This window comes from Saccharopolyspora mangrovi (assembly GCF_035320975.1).
Lineage (GTDB): Bacteria > Actinomycetota > Actinomycetes > Mycobacteriales > Pseudonocardiaceae > Saccharopolyspora > Saccharopolyspora mangrovi.
Window position 1 is genome coordinate 1 of the sequence record NZ_JAWLNX010000030.1, and the last position, 25,838, is coordinate 25,838.

Annotated in this window: 25 protein-coding genes and 2 pseudogenes; 13 read left to right on the plus strand and 14 right to left on the minus strand. The window is 65.6% G+C overall.

Going from position 1 to position 25,838, the window contains the following annotated elements; genetic code table 11:
- Nucleotides 1-1,164: 1,164 nt before the first annotated feature.
- Nucleotides 1,165-1,788: a hypothetical protein gene (locus R4I43_RS29515; protein WP_324268978.1), complete on the minus strand. Its 624-nt coding sequence runs from the start codon at nt 1,786-1,788 to the stop codon at nt 1,165-1,167.
- 15 nt (nt 1,789-1,803) lie between these two features.
- Between R4I43_RS29515 and R4I43_RS29520 the strand changes: the two genes are divergently transcribed.
- The 5 genes from R4I43_RS29520 (at nt 1,804) to ku (ending at nt 6,355) form a co-directional block, all read left to right on the plus strand.
- The gene (locus tag R4I43_RS29520) at nt 1,804-1,938 is read left to right on the plus strand and encodes a hypothetical protein (protein WP_324268979.1); all 135 of its coding nucleotides are present in this window, start codon (nt 1,804-1,806) and stop codon (nt 1,936-1,938) included.
- Between the two features lie 130 nt (nt 1,939-2,068).
- The gene (locus tag R4I43_RS29525) at nt 2,069-2,671 is read left to right on the plus strand and encodes an NADPH-dependent FMN reductase (protein WP_324268980.1); all 603 of its coding nucleotides are present in this window, start codon (nt 2,069-2,071) and stop codon (nt 2,669-2,671) included.
- Nucleotides 2,672-2,785: 114 nt separating this feature from the next.
- Nucleotides 2,786-3,697 carry an NADP-dependent oxidoreductase gene (locus tag R4I43_RS29530; RefSeq protein WP_324268981.1) on the plus strand — a complete coding sequence of 304 codons (912 nt, stop codon included), beginning with the start codon at nt 2,786-2,788 and terminating at the stop codon, nt 3,695-3,697.
- 213 nt (nt 3,698-3,910) lie between these two features.
- A complete protein-coding gene (locus R4I43_RS29535) occupies nt 3,911-5,167 on the plus strand; it encodes an MFS transporter (protein ID WP_324268982.1) in 1,257 nt (418 codons plus the stop codon).
- A 408-nt stretch (nt 5,168-5,575) separates the two neighbouring features.
- Complete coding sequence (gene ku, locus R4I43_RS29540) at nt 5,576-6,355, plus strand: non-homologous end joining protein Ku (protein ID WP_324269060.1); 780 nt, start codon at nt 5,576-5,578, stop codon at nt 6,353-6,355.
- A 499-nt stretch (nt 6,356-6,854) separates the two neighbouring features.
- Here ku and R4I43_RS29545 read toward each other — a convergent pair whose 3' ends face one another.
- Both R4I43_RS29545 and R4I43_RS29550 read right to left on the minus strand, forming a co-directional pair.
- A complete protein-coding gene (locus R4I43_RS29545; RefSeq protein WP_324268983.1) occupies nt 6,855-7,151 on the minus strand; it encodes an antibiotic biosynthesis monooxygenase in 297 nt (98 codons plus the stop codon).
- Nucleotides 7,152-8,032: 881 nt separating this feature from the next.
- Nucleotides 8,033-8,239, minus strand: a complete 207-nt coding sequence (locus R4I43_RS29550) for an Imm1 family immunity protein (RefSeq protein ID WP_324268984.1) — start codon at nt 8,237-8,239, stop codon at nt 8,033-8,035.
- Nucleotides 8,240-8,303: 64 nt separating this feature from the next.
- Here R4I43_RS29550 and R4I43_RS29555 point away from each other — a divergent pair, with 64 nt between their 5' ends.
- Complete coding sequence (locus tag R4I43_RS29555) at nt 8,304-8,462, plus strand: hypothetical protein (protein WP_324268985.1); 159 nt, start codon at nt 8,304-8,306, stop codon at nt 8,460-8,462.
- Between the two features lie 892 nt (nt 8,463-9,354).
- On the plus strand, nt 9,355-9,804 hold the full coding sequence (locus R4I43_RS29560; protein ID WP_324268986.1) for an ester cyclase: 450 nt from the start codon (nt 9,355-9,357) through the stop codon (nt 9,802-9,804).
- 1,092 nt (nt 9,805-10,896) lie between these two features.
- On the opposite strand, the gene R4I43_RS29565 is transcribed toward R4I43_RS29560, so the two are convergent.
- From R4I43_RS29565 to R4I43_RS29605, 10 genes and pseudogenes are all read right to left on the minus strand, one after another.
- Complete coding sequence (locus tag R4I43_RS29565; protein ID WP_324268987.1) at nt 10,897-11,313, minus strand: CBS domain-containing protein; 417 nt, start codon at nt 11,311-11,313, stop codon at nt 10,897-10,899.
- The gene (locus tag R4I43_RS29570) at nt 11,310-11,882 is read right to left on the minus strand and encodes a molybdopterin dinucleotide binding domain-containing protein (protein WP_324268988.1); all 573 of its coding nucleotides are present in this window, start codon (nt 11,880-11,882) and stop codon (nt 11,310-11,312) included. The genes R4I43_RS29565 and R4I43_RS29570 overlap by 4 nt, the downstream gene beginning before the upstream one ends.
- Nucleotides 11,882-12,790 (minus strand): alpha/beta fold hydrolase, encoded by a 909-nt coding sequence (locus tag R4I43_RS29575; protein WP_324268989.1) that lies wholly within the window; start codon nt 12,788-12,790, stop codon nt 11,882-11,884. Before R4I43_RS29575 ends, R4I43_RS29570 begins: the two co-directional genes overlap by 1 nt.
- Nucleotides 12,790-13,443 carry an enoyl-CoA hydratase/isomerase family protein gene (locus R4I43_RS29580; protein ID WP_324268990.1) on the minus strand — a complete coding sequence of 218 codons (654 nt, stop codon included), beginning with the start codon at nt 13,441-13,443 and terminating at the stop codon, nt 12,790-12,792. Before R4I43_RS29580 ends, R4I43_RS29575 begins: the two co-directional genes overlap by 1 nt.
- Before the next feature lies 1 nt (nt 13,444).
- On the minus strand, nt 13,445-13,900 hold the full coding sequence (locus R4I43_RS29585; RefSeq protein ID WP_324268991.1) for an SRPBCC family protein: 456 nt from the start codon (nt 13,898-13,900) through the stop codon (nt 13,445-13,447).
- Between the two features lie 14 nt (nt 13,901-13,914).
- Entirely contained in the window at nt 13,915-14,646 is a 732-nt protein-coding gene (locus R4I43_RS29590) for an oxidoreductase (protein WP_324269061.1), read from the minus strand.
- 65 nt (nt 14,647-14,711) lie between these two features.
- Nucleotides 14,712-15,209, minus strand: a pseudogene (locus R4I43_RS34455) (oxidoreductase); the annotation flags it as partial.
- A gap of 385 nt (nt 15,210-15,594) precedes the next feature.
- Nucleotides 15,595-15,930, minus strand: a complete 336-nt coding sequence (fdxA, locus tag R4I43_RS29595; protein WP_324268992.1) for a ferredoxin — start codon at nt 15,928-15,930, stop codon at nt 15,595-15,597.
- A 138-nt stretch (nt 15,931-16,068) separates the two neighbouring features.
- Nucleotides 16,069-18,618 carry a molybdopterin-dependent oxidoreductase gene (locus R4I43_RS29600; RefSeq protein ID WP_324268993.1) on the minus strand — a complete coding sequence of 850 codons (2,550 nt, stop codon included), beginning with the start codon at nt 18,616-18,618 and terminating at the stop codon, nt 16,069-16,071.
- Between the two features lie 34 nt (nt 18,619-18,652).
- On the minus strand, nt 18,653-19,099 hold the full coding sequence (locus R4I43_RS29605) for a tautomerase family protein (protein ID WP_324268994.1): 447 nt from the start codon (nt 19,097-19,099) through the stop codon (nt 18,653-18,655).
- 225 nt (nt 19,100-19,324) lie between these two features.
- On the opposite strand from R4I43_RS29605, the pseudogene R4I43_RS29610 reads away from it, so the two are divergent.
- The 6 genes and pseudogenes from R4I43_RS29610 to R4I43_RS29635 all read left to right on the plus strand — a co-directional run.
- Nucleotides 19,325-19,613 (plus strand): annotated as a pseudogene (locus R4I43_RS29610) (GTP 3',8-cyclase MoaA); the annotation flags it as partial.
- A 149-nt stretch (nt 19,614-19,762) separates the two neighbouring features.
- Nucleotides 19,763-20,320: a TetR/AcrR family transcriptional regulator gene (locus R4I43_RS29615; RefSeq protein WP_324268995.1), complete on the plus strand. Its 558-nt coding sequence runs from the start codon at nt 19,763-19,765 to the stop codon at nt 20,318-20,320.
- 852 nt (nt 20,321-21,172) lie between these two features.
- Nucleotides 21,173-21,403, plus strand: coding sequence for a hypothetical protein (locus tag R4I43_RS34460; protein ID WP_407691338.1), 231 nt, complete (start codon nt 21,173-21,175; stop codon nt 21,401-21,403).
- Nucleotides 21,346-21,660 (plus strand): GntT/GntP/DsdX family permease, encoded by a 315-nt coding sequence (locus tag R4I43_RS29625; protein ID WP_324268997.1) that lies wholly within the window; start codon nt 21,346-21,348, stop codon nt 21,658-21,660. Before R4I43_RS34460 ends, R4I43_RS29625 begins: the two co-directional genes overlap by 58 nt.
- 157 nt (nt 21,661-21,817) lie before the next feature.
- The gene (locus R4I43_RS29630) at nt 21,818-23,158 is read left to right on the plus strand and encodes a hemolysin family protein (RefSeq protein ID WP_324269062.1); all 1,341 of its coding nucleotides are present in this window, start codon (nt 21,818-21,820) and stop codon (nt 23,156-23,158) included.
- Nucleotides 23,155-24,195 (plus strand): hemolysin family protein, encoded by a 1,041-nt coding sequence (locus R4I43_RS29635; RefSeq protein ID WP_324268998.1) that lies wholly within the window; start codon nt 23,155-23,157, stop codon nt 24,193-24,195. The genes R4I43_RS29630 and R4I43_RS29635 overlap by 4 nt, the downstream gene beginning before the upstream one ends.
- Nucleotides 24,196-24,889: 694 nt before the next feature.
- On the opposite strand, the gene R4I43_RS29640 is transcribed toward R4I43_RS29635, so the two are convergent.
- The gene (locus R4I43_RS29640; RefSeq protein WP_324268999.1) at nt 24,890-25,348 is read right to left on the minus strand and encodes an SRPBCC family protein; all 459 of its coding nucleotides are present in this window, start codon (nt 25,346-25,348) and stop codon (nt 24,890-24,892) included.
- Nucleotides 25,349-25,838: the final 490 nt, after the last annotated feature.

A 25,838-nucleotide genomic window follows, 5' to 3' on the forward strand; every position in this document is an offset into this window, starting at 1 on the left:
CTGGCCGCTGGCGAACGCTCCAACACATCACCGCCAGCCCCCGCAAAACCGGCGACATCGTCCAAGCCACACTCGTTCTCACCCACCACGAACACAACCGAATCCACTGAGATCACCTCAATGGAAAGCATGGCTATCGTTCACACTCGGAATCGGACTTTCTCTGTGCGCCAACATTGCCTCCGCACCCGAGCTCAACGCCTTCTCCATCGCCGTAGCCGTCTGCCCACCACTTGCGCTCCTGCTATCGGTCGAACTGCTCAACCAAGCGCTCAAACGGAATCGCGCGAGTGCAACAGACACGACCATTCACGAGACATACGAGGCCGGATCAGCGCAGCCGTATCCGGTCGCCCCTGGCGAGGCCGGTCCAGCACAAGAGATGCCCGGAGAGACTGAGGATGTGCCAGCGCCGCGCACGGCGAGAAACACGGCGCATGGTCACAGCGCCACCAGCACGGAAGCTGCCCCGGAGGCACCCCACGTAGCGGATGGTGATCCGCTACGCAACGAGGCATACCGGCTCGACGTCGAACATTGGAACCTGTACCAGCGTCCGATCTCCGCCGACACCCTCCGACGGAACCTCAGCATCGGCTCAAAACGAGCCCGCGCCCTCACGCACCACATCCGACAACACCACCAACCCATGAGGATGCTGGGGACGGTCGAACGTCACGGTGGCGTTAACACCTTGCTGGCGGGTTCGGCGGTCTCCGCATGTCGGTGCGTAGACTTTGATTCGATCAACGTTTAGGGAGATTGGATATCGTAATTGCTGTGGCCGACCTGGCGACATCGCAAAGACGCTTCTTCTTGGCTTCCTCCGTCTCTCCTTCCCGTGATTCAGAGGGACGCCCGCCCGCCGCCGTTACATCTATGGTTGCAGCATCAGAGATACCTGTTTCTATACTGCAGATTCCGCTATCCTGATGCTTGATGTTCGTATAAACAGAAGGGTAACCAGAAATTGAACCATCAGGGCGCGTCTTCCCCTCGCCCGATACCGATCTGGCGCGAAGACATCACCACGGACGACCTGCACCGCTGGATGTGCGGGCTGAAACAAAGTTCGGGCACGCCACGCGTCGTTGCTGACCGGCACAGCCAGCGGAACGCCCTCGCAGCCGCGCTCAAGAAGTAGCAGCAATCCCGCGCTTGCGTTTACAGCTGCACGGCGCCACATTTGCAGGTTCCCGTTTTCGGTAACCACCCGCACGCCCCGCACCGGACGTGGTCAACGAGGTCGAGCACGGCTTTTGCGAATGCCCGTGCATCCGCTTTCGTCAGGTCCCACGACCGAGGGTCGGGGTGCACAGTGAGGTTGCGGAGGAGTTTGTGTCCCGCCACCAATTTCATCGCCGTTCCCGCGGCCGTTTCCGCGAGCCGCGTGCGCACCACCGGCCAGAGATCGCCTAGCGTGTACTTCTCCTGCCGCGGGACCTGCAGCCTCATGCTGAGAGTGAGCCGGTCGCAGGTGAGCTCTAAGAGTTGTCCCGCTGCAGCAGCAATGGACCGCGGCTCGCCCACGTCTATCATCAGCTCGAGATCCTTCTTTACCCGGTCTACCCCAGGCTGGTCAAACACCGGCCCAGTGTCGAACTCCCAGTCGCGGATTTCTGTTCCGAGCACCGCGTGGCCGTGGGCGCCGAACAGTTCTCGCAACTGGTCGCACCATAGTCGGTCATGCACGGTGACGATGAGCTGCCAGTCATCGAAGGCATCAAGCACGTAGGTCATGAACGCGTGGCGCACGGTGGCGTCCACGCTTTGCAGGACGTCGTCCAAGATGAGGATCTTGGCTTGACCGCGTTCAACACCGCCCTCAGCGAGCAAAACCGCGTGTTTGAGCAGCGCGTCACCGAGCTCGAAGACGACCTGGCCGCCGCCCGCACTAGCCTGCGCCGCATGATCCGTTCGGAGAACCGTTCTTCCTAGTCACTGCCGGTTGGTGTGGCGTCGATCACTCTGCATTGACTTACACCTTTGTCGAAGATCGAGGCTGATCACACGCGAGTCGGACTCGCCGACAAGAACACCATCTGCGCCACTGGGAAGGGGAACCGGTATGTCTGCCAACGCCCGCCCTGATCACACCGATCCGATCAAGCTCGTCGTGATCATCGGCAGCGTCCGCGAAGGTCGCTTCGGCCTGACCGTCGGGAAATGGTTCGCCGACCAGGCCGCCGGGCGCCACGACCTGAGCGTCGACATCGTGGACCTGGACGAGACCACGCTGCCTCTGGCGATGACGAAACCCACTCCTGGTACCGCCCACGCGCTGGCCGACTTGTCCCCGCGAATCGAGGCGGCCGACGCGTTCGTTGTGGTCACCCCCGAGTACAACCACAGCTTCCCGGCCGCCCTGAAGAACGCCATCGACTGGCACCACGCGGAGTGGCAGGCCAAGCCGGTCGGATTCGTCTGCTATGGCGGGATCTCCGGCGGTCTGCGGGCCGTCGAGCAGCTGCGGCTGGTCTTCGCCGAGCTGCACGCCGTCACCATCCGGGACACCGTCAGCTTCCACAACGCCTGGAGCCAGTTCGATGGGCAGGGGCAGCCGGTCAGCCCGGAGGGCTGCAATGGGGCCGCCAAGACCCTGCTCGACCAGCTCACCTGGTGGTCCCAGGCGCTACGCGAGGCTAGGACGGTCCGCCCCTACGTCGCCTGACGCTCTCTCGTTTTCACCACTGGGGACTGACTCAGTTGAGGTTGCAGGCAAGTCGAGGAAACCCCCTGCGGTCTTGATTGCCGCAGGAGTTAGCACGATGAAAGGTAATTAGTGATGCGAGCAGCTGCATTTCACGCCTTCGGCGGCCCAGAGGTGCTGGAGCTGGTGAGCATGAAAACACCGCAAGCGGGTTCGGGGGAGGTGCGGGTCCGGGTTCGTGCTGCTGGAGTTCAGCCCATCGACTGCGCCGTGCGCTCCGCGCGTCGTGCACCGGGCTTCACCATCGAGTTTCCACATGTCACGGGCGGGGAGTTCGCCGGTGTGGTGGACCAGGTCGGCGATGGTGTGGAGGGCATCGAAGCCGGCGCGGAGGTGCTGGGTTTCCGTACTCAGTGGACGTACGCCGAGTACGTGGTGGTGTCGGCCACCCAGGTGGTGGCCAAGCCGTCCGCCATGCCTTGGGAGATCGCCGGGGGGCTGTCCGGCGCTGGGCAGGCGGCGCACACGGCGGTGGAAGTGCTGGGCGTCGGTGCCGGGGACACTTTCCTCATCAACGGCGCGGCCGGAGGGGTGGGCACTGTCGCGGTGCAGATCGCTCGGCACCGCGGGGCCACGGTCATCGGTACCGCAAGCGAAGCCAACCATGACTATCTCAGGACCTTGGGCACCCTCCCCGTCACCTATGGAGACGGCCTCGTCGAGCGAGTGCGGGCGCTGGCGCCGGACGGTGTGGACGCCGCGCTTGACGCAGCGAGCGCGGACGGCCTGCGGGCCGCCGTGGAACTGGTCAAGAACACCGACCGGGTCGGCACCATCACCTCAGCGGAAGCTTTTGAGCAGCTTGGCGCCCGCTGGATCGGCAGCCAGCGTTCCGCAGAACGGCTGGATAGCCTCGTCTCGCTCTACATGCAGGGCGCCCTACGCTTCCACGTGAGGGCCACCTATTCCCTGGAGCAGGCTGCCGACGCACACCGTGAAGTCGAGTCGGGCCACGGCAGGGGCAAGGTTGTCCTGCTCATCGACTGAGCCGGGTGCTTCTGAACTCGTGGAAGGTACGGCCCGGAAACCCGGCGCAGTGGCAGCCGTGTCGCGATTTCTCCGGGAACCGGCCCGCGCGGGCCGTTCTTCCACTCTGCCATTCGCACACCTGCCAGCATCACAGAATCGAGGGCACTCACCGTGCGAGAGAAGCCCACAGCGTCGGCATCGCCGGCCTTGTCCGCGAACTCCCTTCACGCTATGACCGGTCATTCCGAGCCGCGTGTCGGCACCGAGACTTCCGCTGCTGCCGGTACATCCGCGACGGAAGCGTCCGGCTGCCCCGGTGTTCTGGTCACTCTCTTGCTGGCCTCGACGTTGGGGGTGATGGCGGGCTCAGTGATTTCGCCGGTGGTGGAGGTGATCCGTGGCGACTTCGGCGTCAGCGGCACGGCGGCGGGTCTGGTCGTCACCGCGCATGCTCTGGCCGTCGCCGTCACCAGCCCGCTGATCGGACGAGCCATCGATCACTGCGGGGTGCGGATACCGCTGGCCGCTGGACTGGTGCTGTACGGGATCAGCGGCGGGGCCGGCCTGTTCACTACGTCCTACCCTGCGCTGATCGCCAGTCGGCTGGTGTTCGGAATCGGTGCCGCAGCGGTGTTCACCGGCACTACGGTCGCCCTGCTGCAGCTGTTCACAGGGCCGAGACGGGACCGGGTGATGGGCTGGCGATCAGCAGCCAACAGCGTCGGCGGTCTCGTCTGGCCCTTGCTGGGCGGCACGCTGGGCGGGCTGTCCTGGCACGCCCCCTTCGCGATCTACCTGGTTGGCCTGCCGTTGGGCGTGGCCGCGGTACTGGCCCTGCCCCACACGGCGCCGCATCGCGCCGCGCGTACCCGTGGCGGTGTCCTTGCCCTGGTGCGGCAGAGCCCTGCCGTACTGGGCTTTTACGCACTCCAGGCCGCCGCCTCGATTTTCCTCTACACCATGGTGGTCTTTCTGCCGCAGCGGCTAGCCGACCTCGGAATCCGCGAACCGCTCATGGTCTCGCTGTATTTGGTGGTCATGACAGGTGCCATCAGCAGCCTGGTGGGCCTGGTCTACGCGCCACTTCGAGCCCGCCTGAGCTATGCGGCGCTACTTCGCACCGCCGCGCTCGCCTGGGCGGGTGCCTTCACCGTCCTCGGCACGGTTGACCACCCCGTGCTGCTGTTGGCGGGGCCGGCTCTGCTCGGACTCGGACAGGGCCTTTCCCTGCCCTCGCTGACGGTACTGGTCAACGAGAGCGCTCCGCCCGCACTGAGAGGGCAGGCTACTTCTCTGGCCGGCACCGTCATCTTCGGCGGGCAGTTCCTCTCGCCCCTGCTCCTGGGGCCGCTGATCGGAGCGACCTCAAGTACGGTCGGGTTCCTCACCGCAGCGGTCATGGCGGGCCTCATCGCGCTGACGTTGACGACTGTCAGGATGGCCTCGTCCACGAGCCCAGGAGGCTCGGCATCAGCCTCGGACAACTGAGCTCAGGTCCACCCCATTGCCCCCGCCTTCCGAGCAGGAGGGCGGGGGCAACGGATCTGTTCTACGACCGCTTGAACCGTATCCGTCAGAAGATCCCCAACGAACACGCTGACCTTGATCGCCAGGAGACGGCGACCTCCCCGGACGAACCTGACACCCACGGAAGGAACAGGAGAGCCCTAAACATCGGCAAAAGCCGCAGGAGTACAACGACGCCAAGTTCGCTGGACGCCCTGTGGGAATGTCGTCTCCTTGGGCAGGTGAAACCGCGTTTCAAGATCTGGCCGCGGTACTACGGGCAAGCATCGACTCAGCACCCCCCGAGGCTGCACTGACCAACGCACCTGTGCCAAGGGTGCCTCATCGAGAGTTAGTCGCCTGACCTGCACAAATGCAGCACGCCCCCAGATAAGTTTCGGGTTGGTGACGATCCCGGTCGGTTTGGTAGCGGCAACGGAGTCGAAATCGATCAGCTTCCGCCAGGTTCACCGAGCCGATGGGGCCCGAGTGCGACACGAAAGGGTCTGCACCGCCGAAGACCGCCGGGTTCGGTGGGAGGAGATCGCCAAAGGCTACGAGCTGCCCGACGGCCGCATGGTGGTGATGACCGACGACGAGCTGGCGGAGTTGCCGCTGCCCAGCGCGCACACCATCGAGGTGGCGGAGTTCGTACCGACCGGCACGATTGACCCGATCATGTTCGACCGCTCGTACTTCCTGCAGCCACACCAGGTCGCGCTCGGCGCCTACGGGCTGCTGTGCGACGCCATGGCTGACACTGGACACGTCGGGCTCGGTCGGGCGGCGATCCGGACCCGCGAGCGATTGGCTCTGCTACGACCCTACGGACCAGGGATCAGCCTGGTCACACTGTTGTGGCCGGACGAGGTGCGGGAACCGGATTTCGGGTGGCTCACCGACCAAGCTCCGCAGCCCCGCGAGCAGGAAAAGCGGATGGCCGAGCAGCTGGTGATGTCGCTGTCGAGTACGACGTTCGACGCCATCAGCTACCGCGACCACTCACGCGAGGCCCTGCAGGCACTGATCGACGCCAAGCTCGCCGACCGCCAGATCACTATCCCGGAACCGCGCACACAGGAAGTCGCGGACCTCGAAGAGGCACTGCGAGCGAGCCTCACCCAGGCCATTCAGGCGCGTGCCACTGGTCAAAGTGGTGCCGGCGGCTGAGAGCGGCAACGGCCAAATTCATTCGGACGTCGTGTGAGAGCCTGTTCCTAAACTCGGGTGAGGCGTTTGCTGGTTGTGGATCACGGCCGGCCCAGCGAGATGAACCTTGCCGAACAGGCGTTCTCAGGGCTTGGAAGCGAGCGTGCCGAGAGGCACCGCGGGTTCGGATCCCGCCGCTTCCGCTGCACCGCCCCTGAACGGCGCAAAGCAGGTCAGGGGCGCTCTTGTGCGTCGACCTCGAAACCGAGGCTGTGCGCGTCATGGGCAAGGGACGGCGCCGTAAGTGTGATCCCCCTCGGCGCGAAGACGGGACAAGCGATCAGTCGCTACTCCAGCCAGCCGCCTGCCACGAAGCTGAGCAACCCTCGCTCCGGATGGACTGCGCGGGAGGCGCTGCTGTCAGTGGCGTCCACGAGCCAGAACGGCCGCGTGACCGGCCCCGGCTTGAACGGCGACGCCACGCAACGCGGACCGGCTCCGCATTCGGCCACGCGTTTGACTACTCCTTGCCGAGTTGCAGCCCGACCTCGTAGGTCGCGACGCTCTGGATCGTGTAGCCGCTGGCCTCGGCTGCCGTGCTGCGCAGCCGTTTCGCGGACTCGGCGCTGGCCTGCGCGGTTTGCTCGCTGCTCCAGAGCGTGATCGTCATCGCATTGCCAGAGCCGCGGTCGACCAACACGTAAGCGCCCTGGAAGCCATCGAGCTGGTTCAGAGCCGGTCTGGCTTGGTCGAGCTGCTCAACCAACTGGGCTACTTTCTCAGAAGTACCTGTGTAGGTGCTGACACGCGCATGCATGATCTTCTCCCTGATGACGGTGCGGTTGGCGTTGCCTCGACCTGCCGGAAACCACGCAGCGTCCCGGTCTTGTCCCAGCCCGCCTCAAGCAGCCGGCCGGCTCGCCTGCGCATCACGTGGCTATTCGCCGCCTACGCTGCCGGAACGAATCAGGGGCGCCCGGCGTCAGTATGCGCGTGCACGATTCGCCTCGCACGCCCCCGAGCGGGCCCCGGAACTTCCTTCCTGCACCCACTGCGGCGGTGGCCGAAAATGGCCCGGGCGGTCCGGCCGGGCGGCCTGATCGCGGCGTACGTGTGGGACTTACGCCGACGGCATGGAATTCATCCGCCGGTTTTGGGACGCTGCCATCGAGGTGGATCCGTCCGCAGCCGCAGTGGACGAGGGTCGCCGGTTCGCGGTATGCCATCCGGAGCGGTTGCGCGCGGTATGGGCGACGTGGGGCTTGTCGATGTATCAACCCACCCGATCTACCAGCAGTCCCTTCTCATGCTGCCACCGCCCCGAACACCAAGATCAGTTCAGGAACAGGCTCTTAGATAGGCGAGCTCGACGATGCGTGCGGCAGCGCTGGCGAGTCGGCTGCGTAAACGACGCTCCCACCGACGACGAGGGTGCCCAATCCAGACTCTGACCACCCTGTCGTTTGCTGCGTCGAAGCCAACACTCGGGCCAAACCTGGAGTGGACCTACCCAGGACGGAAGGTTGCCTGCACAGTCGGTGTCGCGCCCTCGCTCGGCGGGCCGATATCGCTCACGGGCCACCCAACATCACCTACAGAGCGACCGCGGCCAGGTGCCCGACCATAGAGGGCACTCCCTGCAAACTGGCGCTGGATGTGGCCGAGCGAGTTCGGCCTTTCTCGGCTGGGGCTACCTGATCAGGCGGGAAGCTCAACCCACTCGACGCCGGCAGGTCGCTCTCCGGTCTGCACGTACTCTCCGACCAGGTCGTAGACGCGGCTGATCGGTAGTTCGGCGCCGGGGTCCATCGGGCATACGTACCCGCCCGCAAAGTAGTACTCGACGTGTTCGGTGTTAACCCCGTCGGCCGGGACGTAGCCGGTCTGGTTTGCTCCGGCCGACACCAGGTGACCGCGCCGCGCTCGCCGCGCACGCCGGCCCAGAGGATTCCGTCCACTCGCCGGGCTCGTGCTGAAGGAACCAGAAAAGTCCCGCGTCTTCGCGCTGGCGTTGCTTGTCGGCCTCACCGATGCCGTTGATGAGCGCCTCGACATCGAAGTCCGGCGTGATCTCGATCTGGACCAGGTCCAGCAACTTCGGCGCTTGGGTCATGCCTTCCCCTTGTAGGTCCTGGTGAACGGGTTTCCGTCTTGAGTGGTGCCGTGCACGGTGAGGCTGCTACCTGCTCTCACCGCGCATGTCACCTCCGGCTCGGGCTGCTCGGCGTGTAGGTGCACGACGCCAGCTATACGAGCTGACCCAAGATCGGCATCTGGCCTGCGTCTGTTGGGCGACTGGGCGGGCGTGGTCTCAGTCTTGGTCTCATTCACCGTCGTTCAGCGGAGGTCAGACTGCCCTTCTGAAGTTCGCGGTACGTCTGTGATCAGCACATATCGTTCGATCGGTCTCCGCTGAACCGGTGATCGTAGAACTGAAAAGCGGAAGGTCGGCGGTTCGACCCCGCCCCTGGCCACCGCTCAGAGCTGCAAAGAAGCCCCTCCGGTTCGGGAGGGGCTTTTTTCGTGAGTAAGCCGGATCGGTGTTTGGCCTAGTAAGATCATCGAGTGTCGCTTGACGCCCGGGGTGTGGGGTCTAGGAACTACTGGGCTGCCATCCGTTCGGGTTCTTGCCCTGCGGTGTTCGGAGTACGACCGGCCCACTTCATGCGGAACGCGCGCTGTCGGCGTCGTTCCCCCAGTGGTCGGAAGGTGCGGGCTCCACTCGCGGCGCTCGGCCCCGGGCACAGATCAGACCTGAGGAGCGTTTCGCGATCTGCTGATCGCTAGGTCTAGGGCGGCCTTGGTCGTCCAGGCCACTGCGCTTCTCAGGTCGATCCCCGGGCATTACCCCGGCACATCACACGATGCCGGAGTTGCGCGGGGCACGACAGGGCACAAAGTCCTCCTCTGCGGAATGGCGTCCGCCGTTCTCCCGCCGGCCCATTGACGAAAGACCCTGGCGCGAGGCTTCTGGGCTGGAGCACTGTTGGTTGTGCTTCAGCAGGAGAGGAGGCACACCCATGACGGAGGCGAGCGAAGTCCAGCGGCGCATGTTCGAGTGCGTGTTGCAACGCGATTTCGACGGACTCAGAGAACTGTGCCACCAGGAATACGAATACATCAGCCCCGACGGTGAGCGACATGCCGGCGCAGAAGCTGCCGTGGCCGTCGCCGACAAGTACACGACCGCCTTCTCCGACATGGTGTTCGAGGTGGTGGCGGAGTACACGTGCGGCGAATCCGCGTGCGTTCGGGTGTACGAGGTCAGCGGGATCCATGAGAACGAGCTGGAAGGGATCGCGCCGACGTGGCGCGAAATCCACGTCCACCTGTGCAGCATCGTCGAGATCGAGGACGGCAAGATCCGCCGCGAGTACGACTTCTTCGACAACGCGAGCTTGCTGAGCCAGCTCGGAGTGGTGCCGACTCCCCGATCTTCGGAGCAACGGGCCCGGTCCGCCTGGACGTGACGGCCGCCGACCGCACGCACCGGACGACCGCAGACCTTTCGTCTCAGACGGCTAGCACGTTGAGCGGATACGTCCCAGCTGGTCGTTGACGTGCTGTCGGCGAGTCGACGACCAATTCACCTGGCCACCAGATGCTCTCTCCTCGTGAGCATGCTGTACGAGCCTCGCCGGGGGCACCAGCAGCAATCACACCACTCCCCGGGTCAGGTGACCTGCAGATCCGGGTTGAGGTTTCCCTGGCCATGGAACGCCGCGCAAAGCGGGGTGCGGCCCGATGAGCGCCGTCGACCGCGGGACAGTCACGTTGCGTTCGCAGGTCAGGGCGGTTCACTTGTGGCCCGTTCGAAACAGTTGGACGCGGTTCAGCGCAAGTGCATCCTCCCAAAATCCTCCCAATTCTTTACTCCCAACCCAGCCATGATCACTCGGTCGGGCGCCCGCCGTTGGTCTGCCGCGGCCCTGGCTGCGCACACACTGGCTATCGGTGTCCGGAGTTTCACCGCCGTCCCGGTGATCTCTTGGTGCTCTGGTCTGTTTCGGGAAACCACACAACGTTCCGCCACACTGATCACGGGCACCGTCATCGCGGACAAGCCGAGCACGCCGGCGGACGCACACCGATCACGCCGTACAACCGCCGATCGTCTGTCGGGCTGCTCGGTGAGCTGGCGCTCGCCGTTCGCCCTAGGCGTATATCCGAAGACCTCTCCTACTACGTGCAGTCCGCCGAGGACTGGGGACTCCTCGCGCTCGCGGGCGTTCTTTACACCCAAAGCGTCAATGCCCGGATGGCCAAGACCGGTGACCCACTCTTGGAATGCCCACAGCAATGGTTTCTCCGTTGAGGTACTTAGCGGCGGGCACCGCGCTGACCACTTGGTTAATGAACGCAACTGAAGCCGTCGACGCACGACAGTGGCCGTCGGACCCGGCTCTTGTCCCCGCGAGAGGCACGCGCACGCGACGACTTTGCGACCGCTACCAGCGTGACAACGCCTGACGCCCCGTCGTCCAACTCGGCTTCGAACTGTTCACGACCGGCAACTACACGTTCGGCGAACTCTACAACCGCGAGCGGGGCTGCTGTCTGCTCTAGTGGATGGCACGGCGTGTGCGGCGCATCGCCACGACGCCTTCGTCGGTACAAAAGCCGGTGAGGCTGAGCTTGAGGCAGAGCAGTCCGAGCAGGTGCATCGAGTCGTCCACGACGGCGAGGCGCCGTTGGCCGCGCCGCAGCATGTCATGCCGGGCGTGGCCGAGAGGTCCGTCGGGGGCGACTGTCCGGCTGAGGAGCGTGCCCGCGGTTGCAGCTGGCTGCCCGGGATCGACTTCCGCCTCTAGGTCCGCTCGTGTGACGGTGTTGACGAGCAGCCCACCGCTTGTCAGGAGTAGGAGGTGAGTCTTCTCGCTGCTGTCGAAGGCGGCTCGCGCCTCCGCTACTGCCAGGTCGGCCGGATGGACGGTCGGGAGACGCAGCATTGCGTCCGCCACTGTCAGCGGTCGTGTCACCCGACTGCTTCGATCCTCGCCGGGACGTACTTGTGCCACGGCGTCCCGGCGAACTCGTCACGGTGGCGTGCGCTGGTGAGGTCGTTGGGCGCCACACCGGTGCGCTCGCGGCTGCCGTCCTCGGTGGGGTAGTCAACGCCGAGCCCGTTAGGCAGCGAGACGTGGCCAGACTGCATCATGTCTGTGATCTCGACGCTGACTTCGGCACATCCCGCCTGGGTGGCGACTCGCGCTCGCCTGTCCGCTGTGACGCCGAGTCGCTCGGCATCCGTGAGACTGATCCGAAGGGCCCCGCTGGCGTCACGGCGACGCCAACCGGGGTCGCGGATGATGTCGTTGGCGGTGAACGAACGGCGTTCGCCGGCCATCAGGACGAATGGGAACTCCTCGGTCGTCCACGATGACGGGGCGCCACGAAGGCGGTTGGCAACGTGCGTCGCCAACCCCCTCGCCTGCGAAGTGGTGCATCGGGAGCTCGGTCCGGTCGAAGGAGACCCTCGGGCAGCAAGCGCGGTCTCGCATGAGCCCGGAGCGTGGGTGGCGCGCCGCTTGGTGCTGGTCGACCTCATCAGCGCTCCGGTTCCCTGGCCTGGCGCGTCTGTTGCTGAGTGATCCAGTCCTCCAGGTGCGAGGTGATCGCGCTGGGGTTGTACGCCGGCGCCCAGTGCCCGCCGACCACCGGCTCGACCCGCACCGTGCGCACGTCGGGGTGCGGGTCCTGCTGGCTCACCGGCGGAATGAACACATCCGAGGTGGGCGTGAGAATCTGCACCGGCACCGAGGTGCCGCCGCGGTCGCTGCGGGAGAGCCGGCGAAGCAGGTTGGCGGCGTACATCCGCACCGCGGCGCCGTTCGCGCGCGCGTTCGGGCCGACTGGCCAAGGGTCCAGATCCTCGGGGCGCTCGAACGCCGTAACCGCGCCGGCGGCCATCAGATCGACGACGCCGAGGCGGCACATCAGCGGCGCCAGCATCGGGACCTGGAGCGCACCCATGTAGAGCGGGGACTTCCACAGCGCGGCGATGGCGCCCCACTGACGGGCGCGTGCGCGCCGACCGATCCAGCCGCGCACGTGGTCGATGCACGGGCCCGAGATCGAGGTGTAGGACAGCACCCCGCGATGGCCAGGGTCGGTGATCAGATGCCAGCCCTGGACCGAGCCCCAGTCGTGGCCGACCAGGTGCACACCCTGACCACGGTTGACGTGATCGATGACCGCCTGCAGGTCAGCGGCAAGTACCTCGAGTCGGTAGTCCGCGATCCGACGCGGCTTGGCCGAGGCGCCTGACCCACGCACGTCGTAGGTCACGACGTGGTGATCGGCAGCCAGGAGTGGGGTAAGACCAACCCACACCCGGTGGTCGTCGGGGAACCCGTGGACGAAGACCGCCGTCGGGTGGGCAGGATCACCGCTGCCGTACACCGCCAGCTCGACGCCGTCGGCGGTCGAGATGCACTCGGAGAATCGGGCGAACATCAGGCGGTCTCCGCGCTCAGGTGGCGCACCACCTCGGCGTACATGGTGCTCTTGATGTCACCGAGGGTGTCGGCGTGTTTGCCCGCCAGGGCGGCGACCTTGGCGATCGCGACGTCCAGGACCTCGGCCTCCTCAGCCGTCGCGTCCACGAGGCCGGCCTCGACGGCCTCCGGGCCGGTGAACCGATATCCGGTGGTCATCGCATCGAGGGCCGCCCGCGGGCTCAGCTTGGCCTGTATGAGCGCGGCCATGCCGCGGGTGAACGGGATCTGGATGTCGACTTCGGGGAAGCAGAAGTAGCCACGGTCGACGCGCATGATCCGCCAGTCGTGGGCCATCGCCAGCATCGCCCCAGCCCCGAAAGCGTGCCCATTTACCGCCGCGACCGTGGGCACCGGCAGCATCACCCGGGCGAACAACGCCTGCACCCGCACCGTGTACGCCGGCAGGTCGGTCGGGTTCGCGAGCACCCAGTCCAGGTCCAGACCGTTGGAGAAGTGCTTCCCGGCGGCGATGGTGACGAGCAGAGCCGGTGATGCGACGACCTTGTCGAGGGCATCCTCGACCTCGGCCAGCCAGTCCTGCGTGAAGACGTTCTCGCCGTTGCCGAGATGCAGGACGTGGACACCGTTGTGCTCGGTCAGGGTCGGCACGTCAACGCCCCTCTCGTGAAGCCATCACGCGCTGCTCGACGTTGCGCAGCACCAGGCGGAAGGCGATGCCGAATCCGATGCCGAAGCCCAGGTCGACGAGCTTGCCGATGACCGGTATCCGGAAGCCGAAGCGTGTGATCCAGGTGATCTTGGTGCCCCGCGGCGTCTCGATGAAGTCGACCAGCCCGAGCTCGTGGTCAGCGCGGGGCCGGCTGTTACGGATCCGGTACTCCATGCGGTGCGGGCGGTCGAAGCTGGTGATTTCCTCGCGCAGCTGGATCATGCCGCAGTCGAGCTCGCGGACGGCGCCGAGGCCGTTGTTCTCGGTGGCGCCGGGACGGGTTACGCGGCAGGTGCGGACACCGGGGACTTGGGAGAGGGCTTCGTGGTCGGTGTAGGCCTCGAACACCTCCCCGATCGGAGCCTTGATCGTCTTCGTGACGGTGAGGGTGTACATGGGTTCCTTTCAGATCAGAGACTGCGCTGCGGCATCCGCAGGCTTTCGAGGCCGTTGTTGAGCAGGTACTGGCCCACGTTGATGGCGGCGTGCCGGTCCGGCGCCGGCTCCTTGCCGGCGGCCATCCGCCACATCTGCACGCTGTAGTAGGTGAGCTCGGTGAGGTTGTCGAGCACTCGGATGCCGCTACGGCGGGGGCTGACGACACTCTCGTCGGCCCGTCCGGCCAACAGGTCCGCGGGGAAGTCGGGCTGGACCGCGAGGGGGCGCCCGAGGCCGACGATATCGACGGCGGCCGAGGCGATGGCATCGACCATGCCCTCCACGGTCCGGAAGCCACCGGTGAGCATGAGCGGCAGCTCAGGGAGCTCGGCGCGGACCCGCTCGGCGTACGCGAGGAAGTAGGCCTCGCGCCTGCGGGTGCTCTCCTTCAGAGAGGGATCGACGCCGAGCATCGCCGCTGAGGTGTAGGTACCGCCGGAGATCTCGAGCAGGTCGAGTCCCTCGGCGGCCAGGGCGCGAACGACCTCGAGCGATTCCTCCTCGCCGAACCCGCCGCGCTGGAAGTCCGCCGAGTTGAGCTTGATCGCCACCGGGGTCGACGTACCGACCGCTGCGCGGACCGCGCGGAAGAGATCGAGGACGAAGCGGCGTCGCTTCTGCGGCGTACCGCCCCAGGCGTCGGTGCGCTGGTTCGCGAGGGGAGAGAGGAACTGGCTGAACAGGTAGCCGTGCGCGCCGTGGATCTGTAGTCGAAGCCTGCTTCAGTGACGACAGCGGCGGTGGTCGCGAACCGGCGGATCAGGTCGTCGATCTCGCGCGAGGTGAGCTCACGCGGCTGAGCGAAGATGCCCGCACTGCCGGGGACCGCGATGGCCGACGGCGCCACCGGATTCGCGGTGAGCGTGCGTGGCGTCTGCCGGCCCGGGTGGTTGATCTGGACCCACACCTTGGAGCCGCGCGACTTGGCGATGGTGGCCCACTCGGCCAGGTCCTCGAGACTGCGTCGGTCCTCGACGACGATGTTGCCTGGCTCGCCGATCGCGTTGCGGTCCACCATGACGTTGCCGGTGATGGAAAGTCCGACGCCGCTATCGGCCCACCTCCGGTAGAGGTTCTTGATACGGGTGCCGGGCGAGAGATCGCGGCGGCCCAGGCCTTCACTGAGGGCGGCCTTGGCGAGCCGGTTCGCGATCACGAAGCCGTTCGGCAGCTCGAAGGGACGGGCGAGGACCGATCGGTCCTCGGTCTGCGCCGGGCGGGTCGTGTGTCGGCCCGTCTCGTCCGTGAAGGTTCGTGCGTCGGTCATCGACGGTCTCCTGCTTTCTTCCGGGGCGGGTCAAGAGGGAGAGCGCGGACCGCGCGGACGCCGGTCTCGATCCGAGATTCGGTGACGGCGTCGACCCCGTGACCTTCGAGAAACCGGCGACGGAGGAGTCCGCCACCCAGGCCCCGCTGGGCCAGTGCCATGAGCAGCTCGCCGAGTAGCGGTAGCTCTTGCTTGGGGTGTCCAGCCGATGATCCCGAGCAGGGTTGCGTCCACCACCACCTATAGGTGCAGCGCCTTCTCACCGGTGCATCGGACCGATGGTGTTGCTCCCACGGCCCGGTCGAAGCGGCGGTCGTCGAGCTTGTCTCAATCCCGCGGTTGCACTCATACGGGAGGCGCGCAGCCTCGTGCCACTGATCCGTTGTCATGGCTGCTCCCCTTCGACCGCCCGCACGGGTAGCCGGGTGATCATCTCGGGGTCGTTGCTGGTCTTGCCGGTCTTGGCCGCGCCACCAGGCGAGCCGAGTTCGGCGAAGAAGTCGACGTTGGCCTGGGTGTAGGAAGCCCATTCGGCTGGCACGTCGTCGTCGAAGTAGATGGCCTCGACGGGGCAGACCGGTTCGCAGGCGCCGCAGTCGACGCATTCGTCAGGGTGGATGTAGAGCATCCGTTCGCCCTCGTAGATGCAATCGACGGGGCATTCCTCGATGCACGCCTTGTCGAGCACGTCGACGCAGGGTTCGGCGATCACATAGGTCACGGCGTGACTCCTTCAGCGTCGGCGGGCATGATGATCAGCCACGTCGTCGTGCCTTACACGACGAGACGCCACCTCCGTGGTGTACTCCCCTCGGCCATCGCGCCTGCGGCCCACCTAGATCACCGTTGGAATGAGAATTCATTGGCTCTCCTGGGCTTTCTCAGGTGCCGTGGTAGTCGTGAGGACTTCGAGACGGGCGGGCACGTTCTTGTGCCACGGGGCACCGAAGAACTTGTCTCGGCGGGCGCCGGAGGTCAGCGTGTTCAGCGGCACCCCGGTCACATCGTCGACGTCGCCGTCGCGTGGGTAGGTCACGCCCATGCCGTTGGGCAGCGAGAGGTGCCCTTGTTGCATCATGTCGCTGATCTCCACGCTGGTCTCGGCTGAGCCCGTTGCGGTGACAACCCGGACCGTGTCACCGGTCTCGATACCCAGACTGTGTGCGTCGGTCTCGCACATCCGCAGCGCTCCGTTCTTGTCGCGGCGCCGCCATTCAGGGTTGCGGATGATCACATTGGCGGTGAACGAGCGGCGCTCGCCGGCCGAGAGCGTGAACGGGAATTCCTCGCTGGTGTACGAGGGTTCGATGCCGGTAATGCGGGCCAGTTCGTCGAGCAGGACGGGGATGGCGGCGTGGATCTTGCCGTCCGCGTGCTGGATGTAGCCCCACGCGTCGTCGTAGCGGTCGTCGGCGAACATCACCCCTTCACCGCGGCTGCGGAAAGCCTCGAACAGTTGCTCGCCCTGGGCGAATCCGCGCGCGGTGAACCCGGCACGCCTGACGGCGTCGGGTTGGGCGATCGCGCACAGGTGCGCGAGAGCCCAGATCAGGACCAAGGATCGCTCGCCGTCGGGCAGGGTGGCGCCCAGCGTCCTGTACAGCAGGTACGGGACCAGACCAGCCAGTCTGGGCTGGTTCTCGACCGCAGAAAACAACGCGAGCGCAAAGGCGTGACGACTTACACCGGCCGCCGCGGTGAGATCGTCGATCAAGCGGGTGTCGACGACGCCGAGCTTGTCGATGATCGCGGCGTAGATCTCTGGCTCCGACCGGGTTCCCGGCACCGGGTCCATCAGTGGCCTGCGCACCTGGAAGGTGTTGTGCGGGAAATGCAGTGTGAACAGCGATGCCTCGTATTTCTCGAACTGGCTGGCCGCGGGCAGCACGTAATCGGCCTGGCGCGCGGTCTCGGTGAACGCGACATCAACCACCACCGACAGCTCGAGCGAGCGCATCGCCTCGGTGAACCGAGCCGACTCGGCCAGCGAATGGGCCGGGTTCGACGCGTCGATCCACATCGCCCGCAGCCGGTCTGGATGATCGGTGAGGATCTCGTCCGCGATCGCGTTGCACGGGATCATCCCGCCGATGATGTTGGCGCCCGACACCGGTGTCGTGCCTTCCACATTGGATCTGCCGAGGGCGTCGGCCATGCGCCGGGCAGCGGGAACGGAAACTGGCTCGAAGAAGGCCCGCAGCGCGGCGTTCGCACCCCAGTCGGCGCCGGCGCGCGACCATTCACTGCGCCCGGCCACCGCCAGGGCCCGTCGCAGCGGCCTCGCGCCCCACCGCATCAACGCGGTGCCGACGGCCCGGCGGGCCCGAAGCGCCCGGGGCGTGCCGTCCTGGGGAGGGACGGGATACCACCGACCGGCGATGGGAAACACCCACGAGTGGATATGGACGCCACCGGGTTTCGCGAAGTTCCCGGTGAGCAGCCACAGCATTTTGTTCAGGTAGGACACGAGGGTGCTGTTCGGGGACTGCTGCACCCCGAGGTCCTCATAGGTCGCCGCGCTCTTGGCCGCGGCGATACGCCGGGCGGCGGCGCGGATGAGATCTTCCGGCACACCACACCGGCGGGCATGATCGGCGATATCGATTCGGCTAAGTGCGGCGAGCACCTCGTCGCTGCCGACCGTGTGCCGGTCCAGCCATTCCCGCGCTGTGAGTTCTTCCTGCACCAGGGTCGCCGCGATGGCGGACACGCACCAGGCATCCGTGCCGGGCTTGAGCTGTAGATGCAGATCCGCCATCTGCGCCGTCTCAGATTTCCGCGGGTCGATTACGATCATCGCCCGGTGCGGGTCCCGGGCGATTTCCCGCAGCACCGGTCGAGCACGGGCCACTCCGTGAGACTGCCAGGGGTTCTTCCCGATGAAGATGGCGACTTCGGTCTGCTCGAAGTCCCCGGTGGTGTGATTGCCGTACAGCTGCTGATCAACCCACGCTTCGCCGGTCTTCTCCTGCGCCAGCGCGTTCGACATGTACTTCGCGCCAACGGCGTGCAGCAGTGCTCGCCCGTACGCCCCGCCGAGATGGTTGCCCTGCCCGCCGCCGCCGTAGTAGAAGATCTTGTCTCCGCCGTGCTCGTCACGGACCTTCGCCAGCTTCGTGGCGATCTCGCGAATCGCGGTGTCCCACTCGATTTCCTCGTAGGTGCCGTCCGGGCGGCGGCGCAGCGGGGTATCGATCCTATGTGGACCGTTCTGGTACTTGTCCAGCCGCAGAGGCTTCTCACACGTGTAGCCCGCCGAGCCCGGATGCTCCTTGTCGCCGCGGATCTTGACCAGCTGCCGCCCCTCGACCTTCACCTCCACCCCGCAGTTGCACTCACACAAAATGCAGGCCGTCTTGCCCCATTGCGCTTCGTCGGCTGGTCCGGTCGCGCGGGTATCAGTGGTCATAACGCCTTCCATCCATTGGTGGCTGCGGCCGGAGTCAGGACGCCGCGCCGCGTTCCGTTTCCGAAGCCTTCTTGAGATCGGCGAAACGGATGGTCTGACCGCCAGCGGCCCAGTTGCCTTCGGGCACTTCGCGGATCAGCGTCCACACGTGCAATGCCTGCGACCCCTGAGGGTCAAGCCCGGCCGCCTGCGCCACGGCAGCGTGAACATCAGCCACCAGCCCGTCCTTGCGGCGCTGCGACAACGCGCCCTCCGGCACCGTCACCTCCACCCGGAACCGCGGCGCACCCCCGGGGCGCCCACCCACGGCAAGACTTCCTCGAGCGACCTCGTGCAGATACACCCAGGTGATCTCGCGGAAGAACTCCGTGTCCGGAGCGCCTTCCCAGCGCAGCAGGGTCGTCGCGAGCTCCTCCTGCAACCGGGCGGTAGCAGCGGATTCGACGACCCCGGACGGGAACGTCACATCGATCATCGGCATGGTGCCTCCCGCATCCACAGTTATCTACTGGCGAGTAACTATGGAGTATGGCATAGTATCTAGTCAAGTGTGTGGCCCAGGAAGGGATGTGGCGATGGACGACTGGACAGACCTGCGGGCGGGCCCGCCACGCGAGGTCTCGCCAGCCGTCGATCTCGGACCACCCTCGGTGCGACGCGCATCGGCGCTGCCCCACGGTCACCTCACCGTGGCCTGGTCGACAAACGCTGGATCGTCGACGGCGGACCGGCAACCGTGGGCGTGATCGCCTCCGTCACCCGCCCCTTCTGCCAATCCTGCGACCGGACCCGACTCACCGCCGACGGACAACTGCGCAGTTGCCTGTTCGCCCAGACCGAGACAGACCTCCGAAGTCCTCTGCGGGCAGGCGCCACCTATGCCGATCTCGCACAGGTGTGGCGCGACGCCATGTGGGCCAAGCCCGCTGGCCACGGCATCGACGAGGCCGGGATTCATCCAGCCAGCCCGATCTATGAGCGCCATCGGAGGCTGAGCCCTCGTGGTCAGGGTGCGGTACGCCGATCGCTTCCGCTGCTGCCACCTCAGCAACTATGTGCTCTGGCATAGTATTGGCGCGCACGGGCGCCAACGGACGACATCGAGGTGAGCATGGGGCGCACGCCAGGACACAGCCGCCAGCGAATGCTCGACAGCGCAGCCGAATTGCTCCGGGAACGCGGCGCGTCCGGTGTGAGCATCGATGCCGTGCTCGCCCGCAGCGGTGCTCCCCGCGGTTCCGTGTACCACCATTTCCCCGGCGGCCGTAACGAACTCATCATCACCGCGGTCCGCCAAGCGGGTTCCTATATCTCCGCGTTGATCGACCTGGCGGTCGCCGGGGGCGACCCGCACGCCGCGCTGAAACAGTTCGTGGAGTTCTGGAAACAGTCGCTGGCCGACGGCGACTACAAGGCCGGCTGCCCGGTGGTAGCCCTGGCCGTCGGCACCCGGGACGACATACCTGAAGCCACAGAGGTGGCCAGCGAGATCTTCACGTGCTGGCAGGACAAGATGTGCGACCTGCTCATGGCCAACGGCATCGATCCCGACCGTGCCCACCGCCTGACCACCCTGGCCCTCGCTGCCATCGAGGGCGCCATCCTGCTCAGCCGCACACAACGCAGCGCCGAGCCCCTCGACGAGGTCGTCGCCGAGCTCGCCCCACTGTTCCGGTCACAATCAGCCGGGACCTTCAGCTGACGTTTCGCCATCCAGTAACCAACCCCGGAAAACCCGAGGCACATCACTCCCGAAGCGACACCATCCTCCGCCATCGCCCGGTAATCCTGTGCCGACCGATCCGCACGCCGTGGCTCCTGTCGGCCGTGCTTCCAGCTTGCTAATTCGGACTCATCGAAAGCGGCGCGCTCGGCACCACCGTCAATTGGGCCGAAGACCTTGCTGGCGCAGACTAGTTCTACCGCAGAGCCAAACCCAGGGACTCGACTTCGGTATGCACTCACACCCAAGCCGGTATGTGCTCACCCTTCGCAGAACACCGGCGGCGATGCGGTTGAGCGCTGTCATCTGCCATTCTATGCCGTTCGATGCAGTTGCGGGCAGTTGAAAGAGCCCTACCGTGTCAAGGCAGACAGCCACATAATCCTGACCTGCGAAAATCGAGAATCAGCAGGTCGCGGCGATACCGTTGCCACTAACCATATCCGGTTGAATGCGGTTAAACGCACTTCCAGCCTCCCAAAATCCTCCCAAATTGTCGCTCCCGCTACCGAGGACAATGAGCAGAAACTCACCCAGCGGGCCAGCGTCGCTTTCCGCCGCTGCCGTTCACGAGATGCGGGATTGGACTTTGCGGGGGGCTCGGACCACCTCCTCATTCGTGGAGAAGACTCGATAACCTGCCACTGCCGGTAGCCCATGACCGGACCGTCTCCACGTGCGAAAGCTCACTTCGTGACTGACGTTTCAGAATGGTCGCTGCACGTTTCCGTGATCTTGGGGCTAGTCATGGGCGTCGGCGGCATGTTCAGCTCTGTCCTGCTCACCAGCTGAATTGGTGACGCCCTCGCAGAAAGTCTGCGCACGCCGACGATGCCGCTGATCGTGACGGCATTGGTCGTCGCAGCGGTCATGCGGGTCTCGCTGGACAGCGCCACGGTCGCCATCACGACCGCCTCAGTCTGCTCGGCGCTGCGGGCGCCAGCGCGGGCTACAACCCACTCCGGACAGTCGCGCTCGTACTGGTCATGGCCGACGGATGTGGAGTGCTGCCGCATGTCAACGACTTCAGCTTCTGGCTCATCGGGCGACTACTGGGGATGAGCGTCACGGAGCCGTTTAAAACCTGGTCGATGATCAAAACTTTGATCGGCATCGTCGCCACCGCCCCGCGAGGCGAGCGCTGCCGACGAGGGCTTCTTCTCGCCGGCAGCCACACACTGGCCCCTTGTATACAAGCGCGATGGCATTTCATGGTTGAGCAAAAACACACTCAAAGTGATCACCGCAACATCACCCGATTGCCCTGCCGGAGACGCCAGGGACACAGCCCCGACCAGTTCTGGTCGCCACGACACTGAGCCATTCGAGGTATAGTCCGTGTCCTGTTACTCCGTTTGCCAACGAGGAGTGAGCAACACCAGTGCCCGAGGACTCAACCCCGGATGACAGTGCGGAGCCGGGACATCGTTCCGGTCTCTCACACCACGCGATCTTCCTCCACCGGGGTGACCGATGATGGACATCCTGCTGGCCATCGTCGGCCTGCTGTTCGTCGGAGTGCTCACACTGGGCACCGGGCTCGCGGTCGCCGCGGAGTTCTCCCTGACCTCGCTGGAACGCAGCAGCGTCGACGCGCACGTCCGCCAGGTCGGTGACCGCCGCGCACGATCCGTGCAGAAAGCTCACCGCACGCTGTCGTTCCAGCTCTCCGGCGCCCAAGTCGCCATCACCCTGACCACGCTCGTGACCGGCTACGTCGCCGAACCGCTGATCGGCGAACTGATCCGCCCCGCGCTCACCGGCCTGGGACTGGCCGAGCCTGCGGCCGGGATCGTGTCGCTGACACTGGCGATCCTGCTGGCCACGACGCTGTCGATGGTCTTCGGGGAGATGGTGCCCAAGAACCTCGCCATCGCCCGCCCATTGCCCACCGCACGCGCCGTGTCCGGCTATCACGCCGGATTCTCGCAAGCGTTCCGCTGGTTGATCGACGCGATGAACAACAGCGCGAACTGGGTCGTGCGCCGCTTCGGCATCGAACCCCAGGAAGAGCTGCGCTCCGCGCGCTCTGCCGACGAGCTCGGCTCGATCGTGCGCTCCAGCGCCGAGCACGGCACCCTCGACACCGCGACCGCTCAGCTGCTCGACCGGTCGCTGCGCTTCGGTGAACGCACCGCCGACGAGCTGATGACCCCACGAAGGCAGGTGGAGTCGCTGTCGACCGAGGCGATCGTCGCCGACTTGATCGACATCGCTCGGCGCTCCGGGTTCTCCCGGTTTCCCGTGCACGGTGGCGATCTCGACGACACCCGTGGCGTCGTGCACGTCAAGCAGGCCTTCGGCATGCCGCCGGAAGAACGCGAACGCACGAGCGTCGAATCCCTCGCCCAGTCAGTCCCGACCGTGCCGGACTCTCTGGACGGCGACGCGCTCCTGGAACGGCTGCGCGGGTCCGGGCTGCAACTCGCTCTGGTCGTCGACGAATACGGCGGCACCGCCGGAATCGTGACGCTGGAAGACCTCGTCGAGGAAATCATCGGCGACATCCGCGACGAGCACGACCTGGGTGAAACCGCTTCGGTGCGCCTCGTTTCCGACGCCACGTGGACGATCTCGGGTCTACTGCGGAAGGATGAGCTGGCCGAGACCACCGGTCTCGTACTTCCCGAGGGCGACTACGAGACCGCCGCCGGCTACGTGCTGGCAGAACTCGGTCACATCCCCGAACCCAGCGAACAGGTGACCTCGGACGAGTGGGTCCTGACGGTGACGCGCATGGACCGTCACCGCATCGCCGAACTCCGCCTGACCAGGCGAACCACCCTCTCCGAGGACGAAGGCGAGGAGACCCGATGAGCGACGGCGTCGCGATGCTGCTCGGTCTGGCCCTGCTCGTGCTCAACGCCTTCTTCGTCGGCGCGGAGTTCTCGCTGCTCTCCTCGCGCCGGGACCGGCTCGAAGCGCTTCTGGCCCAGGGCAAAACCCGCGCCCGAGTGGTGATCCGGGCAAGCCAGGAGGGCTCGCTGATGCTCGCCAGCGCCCAGCTCGGCATCACCCTGTGCTCCCTGGGACTCGGTCGCCTCGGCGAACCCGCTGTCGCGCACCAGCTGGAAATCCCCTTCAGCGCCCTGGGCATCCCCGAGCCCGTCCTGCACGCGGTGGCCTTCACCATCGCACTGGCGATCGTGGTCGTGCTGCACGTCCTCGTCGGCGAGATGGTGCCCAAGAACCTGGCCATCGCCGAACCGGAACGACTCGCGCTGTGGCTCGTGCCGGCCCTGGTTGGATTCGTCAAACTCGCACGGCCCTTGATCGCACTGTTCAACATGATGGCCAACGCCGTCCTGCGGCTGCTGCGCGTGGAACCCAAGGACGAGCTCGACACCGCCTACACCTCCGCGGAACTGGCCGAACTGCTGGTGGAGTCCCGGCGCGAAGGACTGCTAGACCAGTCCGAACACCGCCGACTCGCCCAAACGCTGGCCTCCGCCGAGGAGACCGTCGCCGACGTCCTCGTCCCGCTAGCAGACCTGACCACGCTGCCTGGTAGTCCCACGCTGGGCGACGTGGAGCACGCGGTGGCCGACACGGGATTCTCCCGTTTCCCGGTCCGCGATGACAACGGCAATCTGCTCGGGTACCTGCATCTCAAGGACGTGCTCGAACTGGCCGGACACGACCCGTCCACGCCCATCGCCTCCGCCCGCGTACGACGTCTCCCAACCGTCAGCGTGGACGACCAGCTGGACCGGGCGCTGACGATCCTGCGACGCGCTGGGGGCCACCTCGCCACCGCCGTCGACGCGAACGGGAACCCGGTCGGTGTGGTGGCGCTCGAAGACCTCGTCGAGGAATACGTCGGCACAGTCCGCGACACCACGCACGTCGGCTGAAGACGTTGCTCCACCCCTCGCGTCGAACGCCGACTCCGGGATGTCCGGCGCCCCATCGCGAGGAATGGAGTCCTTCGCGACCTTCGTCCGGGCGGAGTTCACGGTTTCGACGACTCCACCCGGACGGCGGTTCGGTCACTCGGGTGGTAGCGAACGCGGGTCGGCGAACCAGCGCTCTTTGAAATCGTTGAGCGCAGGCAGATCGACCGGCGTGCAGGTCAGCGTCTAGAAAGGGGTGTTCACGGTGAGCTGAAAGATGATCGACCGGTTCAGGTCAGTTCCGGGAACGGGTGACTCACCGAGCCGTAGAAGGGTGCTGGATATCGTCGGTGGGCAATCAGACGATGTGACCTGAACACGTCAAACCCTCGGGCGTACCGAGATGGATGATCTTGGAATGAGTGAGGACCTTCGGGTTTGGTGTGGATCACCCGGACCACCTTCACGTGGTGGGGAGTACACGGTCGGCAGGCCACCGACCCCGACACGGGCCGGACCACCTCCATGTGTGTGGAGAGCACTGCGGATCAGTCCCCGGACCAGGCGGCGCGGGCGGACTGCCTCCGGTGCGCCGGGCCACAACACGGCGAAGGCGACCGCGCTGCAATCGACGATCTACTCCACGATTCGACGGCACCGGGCGCCGAGGCCGCACAAGTCTACGCCGCCGCGACCGGTACCACTTCTCGAGGCCTTAACGCCCTGGCTTGCTGTTTTCCATGAGTTCCTTGAAGGATTCGAGAGCCCGCTCGACCTTCTGCTGAGGGTCCGCGAAGAGCGTGGCCACCGCATCCGCCACCCCGCCCCCTGGCGCGTCGTACCGCAAGCTCACTTCTACTCCTGTACTCTCTCCGTGGTCGTCGAAACGAACAGCCCCCGCAGTGGAAACGGTGTTGGACTTCTCAGTCTGCTGCTCGATTGATTTCCACGCGATTTTGCGGCTTGGCTCGTCCTCGACGATCCGCGCATCCCACTCGACGTCCTTGCCTGCGGGGCCGGAGACCACCCAATGCGTCGTATCGGCTTCAGCGCTTCGCGGTTCCACCCGTTGCACGTCGGGAAAGATTTCCGGAACGTGGGTAAGCGGGCGCCACCACTGATAGCACTTCTCGGCGGGCGCTCGCACTTCCAGGTAGTGAGCCACTGACCCCATTTTACTCTCCTCGTTCAGCTCGTTGGTTCAGGTGCGTTCGGCACCCGTCTGCAGCTGGGAACGTTGGCCGCGATCTAGCTGACGGAGCCGTATCGGACAGGTTCGTCGGCCTCGGCCAGCTCGAGCTCTGCGGTGGCCTGCACGAGTTCCAGTAGCTTGCGGTCGAGTCCGGGGGCGCGTCCGGAACAATCTCGTTGATCATCTTCTGCACGTGGTACTACATGGTACTCCAAATGACTTCGGTGGCGATCTCGGCTCTGACATTAGCGTGCCCACGTTTTCGTTCATGAACCGCGACTTCGGGCGGGCGGAGCATGCCCGGCAATTTGCGGAAGAGAACGAAATGGGCTCGGAGGTTGAAGGGATACCGCGTGTTCTGGTCACGTGCCGCAAGGTCGCGCTGCGACCGTCATGCCACTGTTGACACTTCCTCAACATCTGCACAATATTGCGGCTACCTCGTCGAAATGGCTGAGAGATCGAGGCGCAC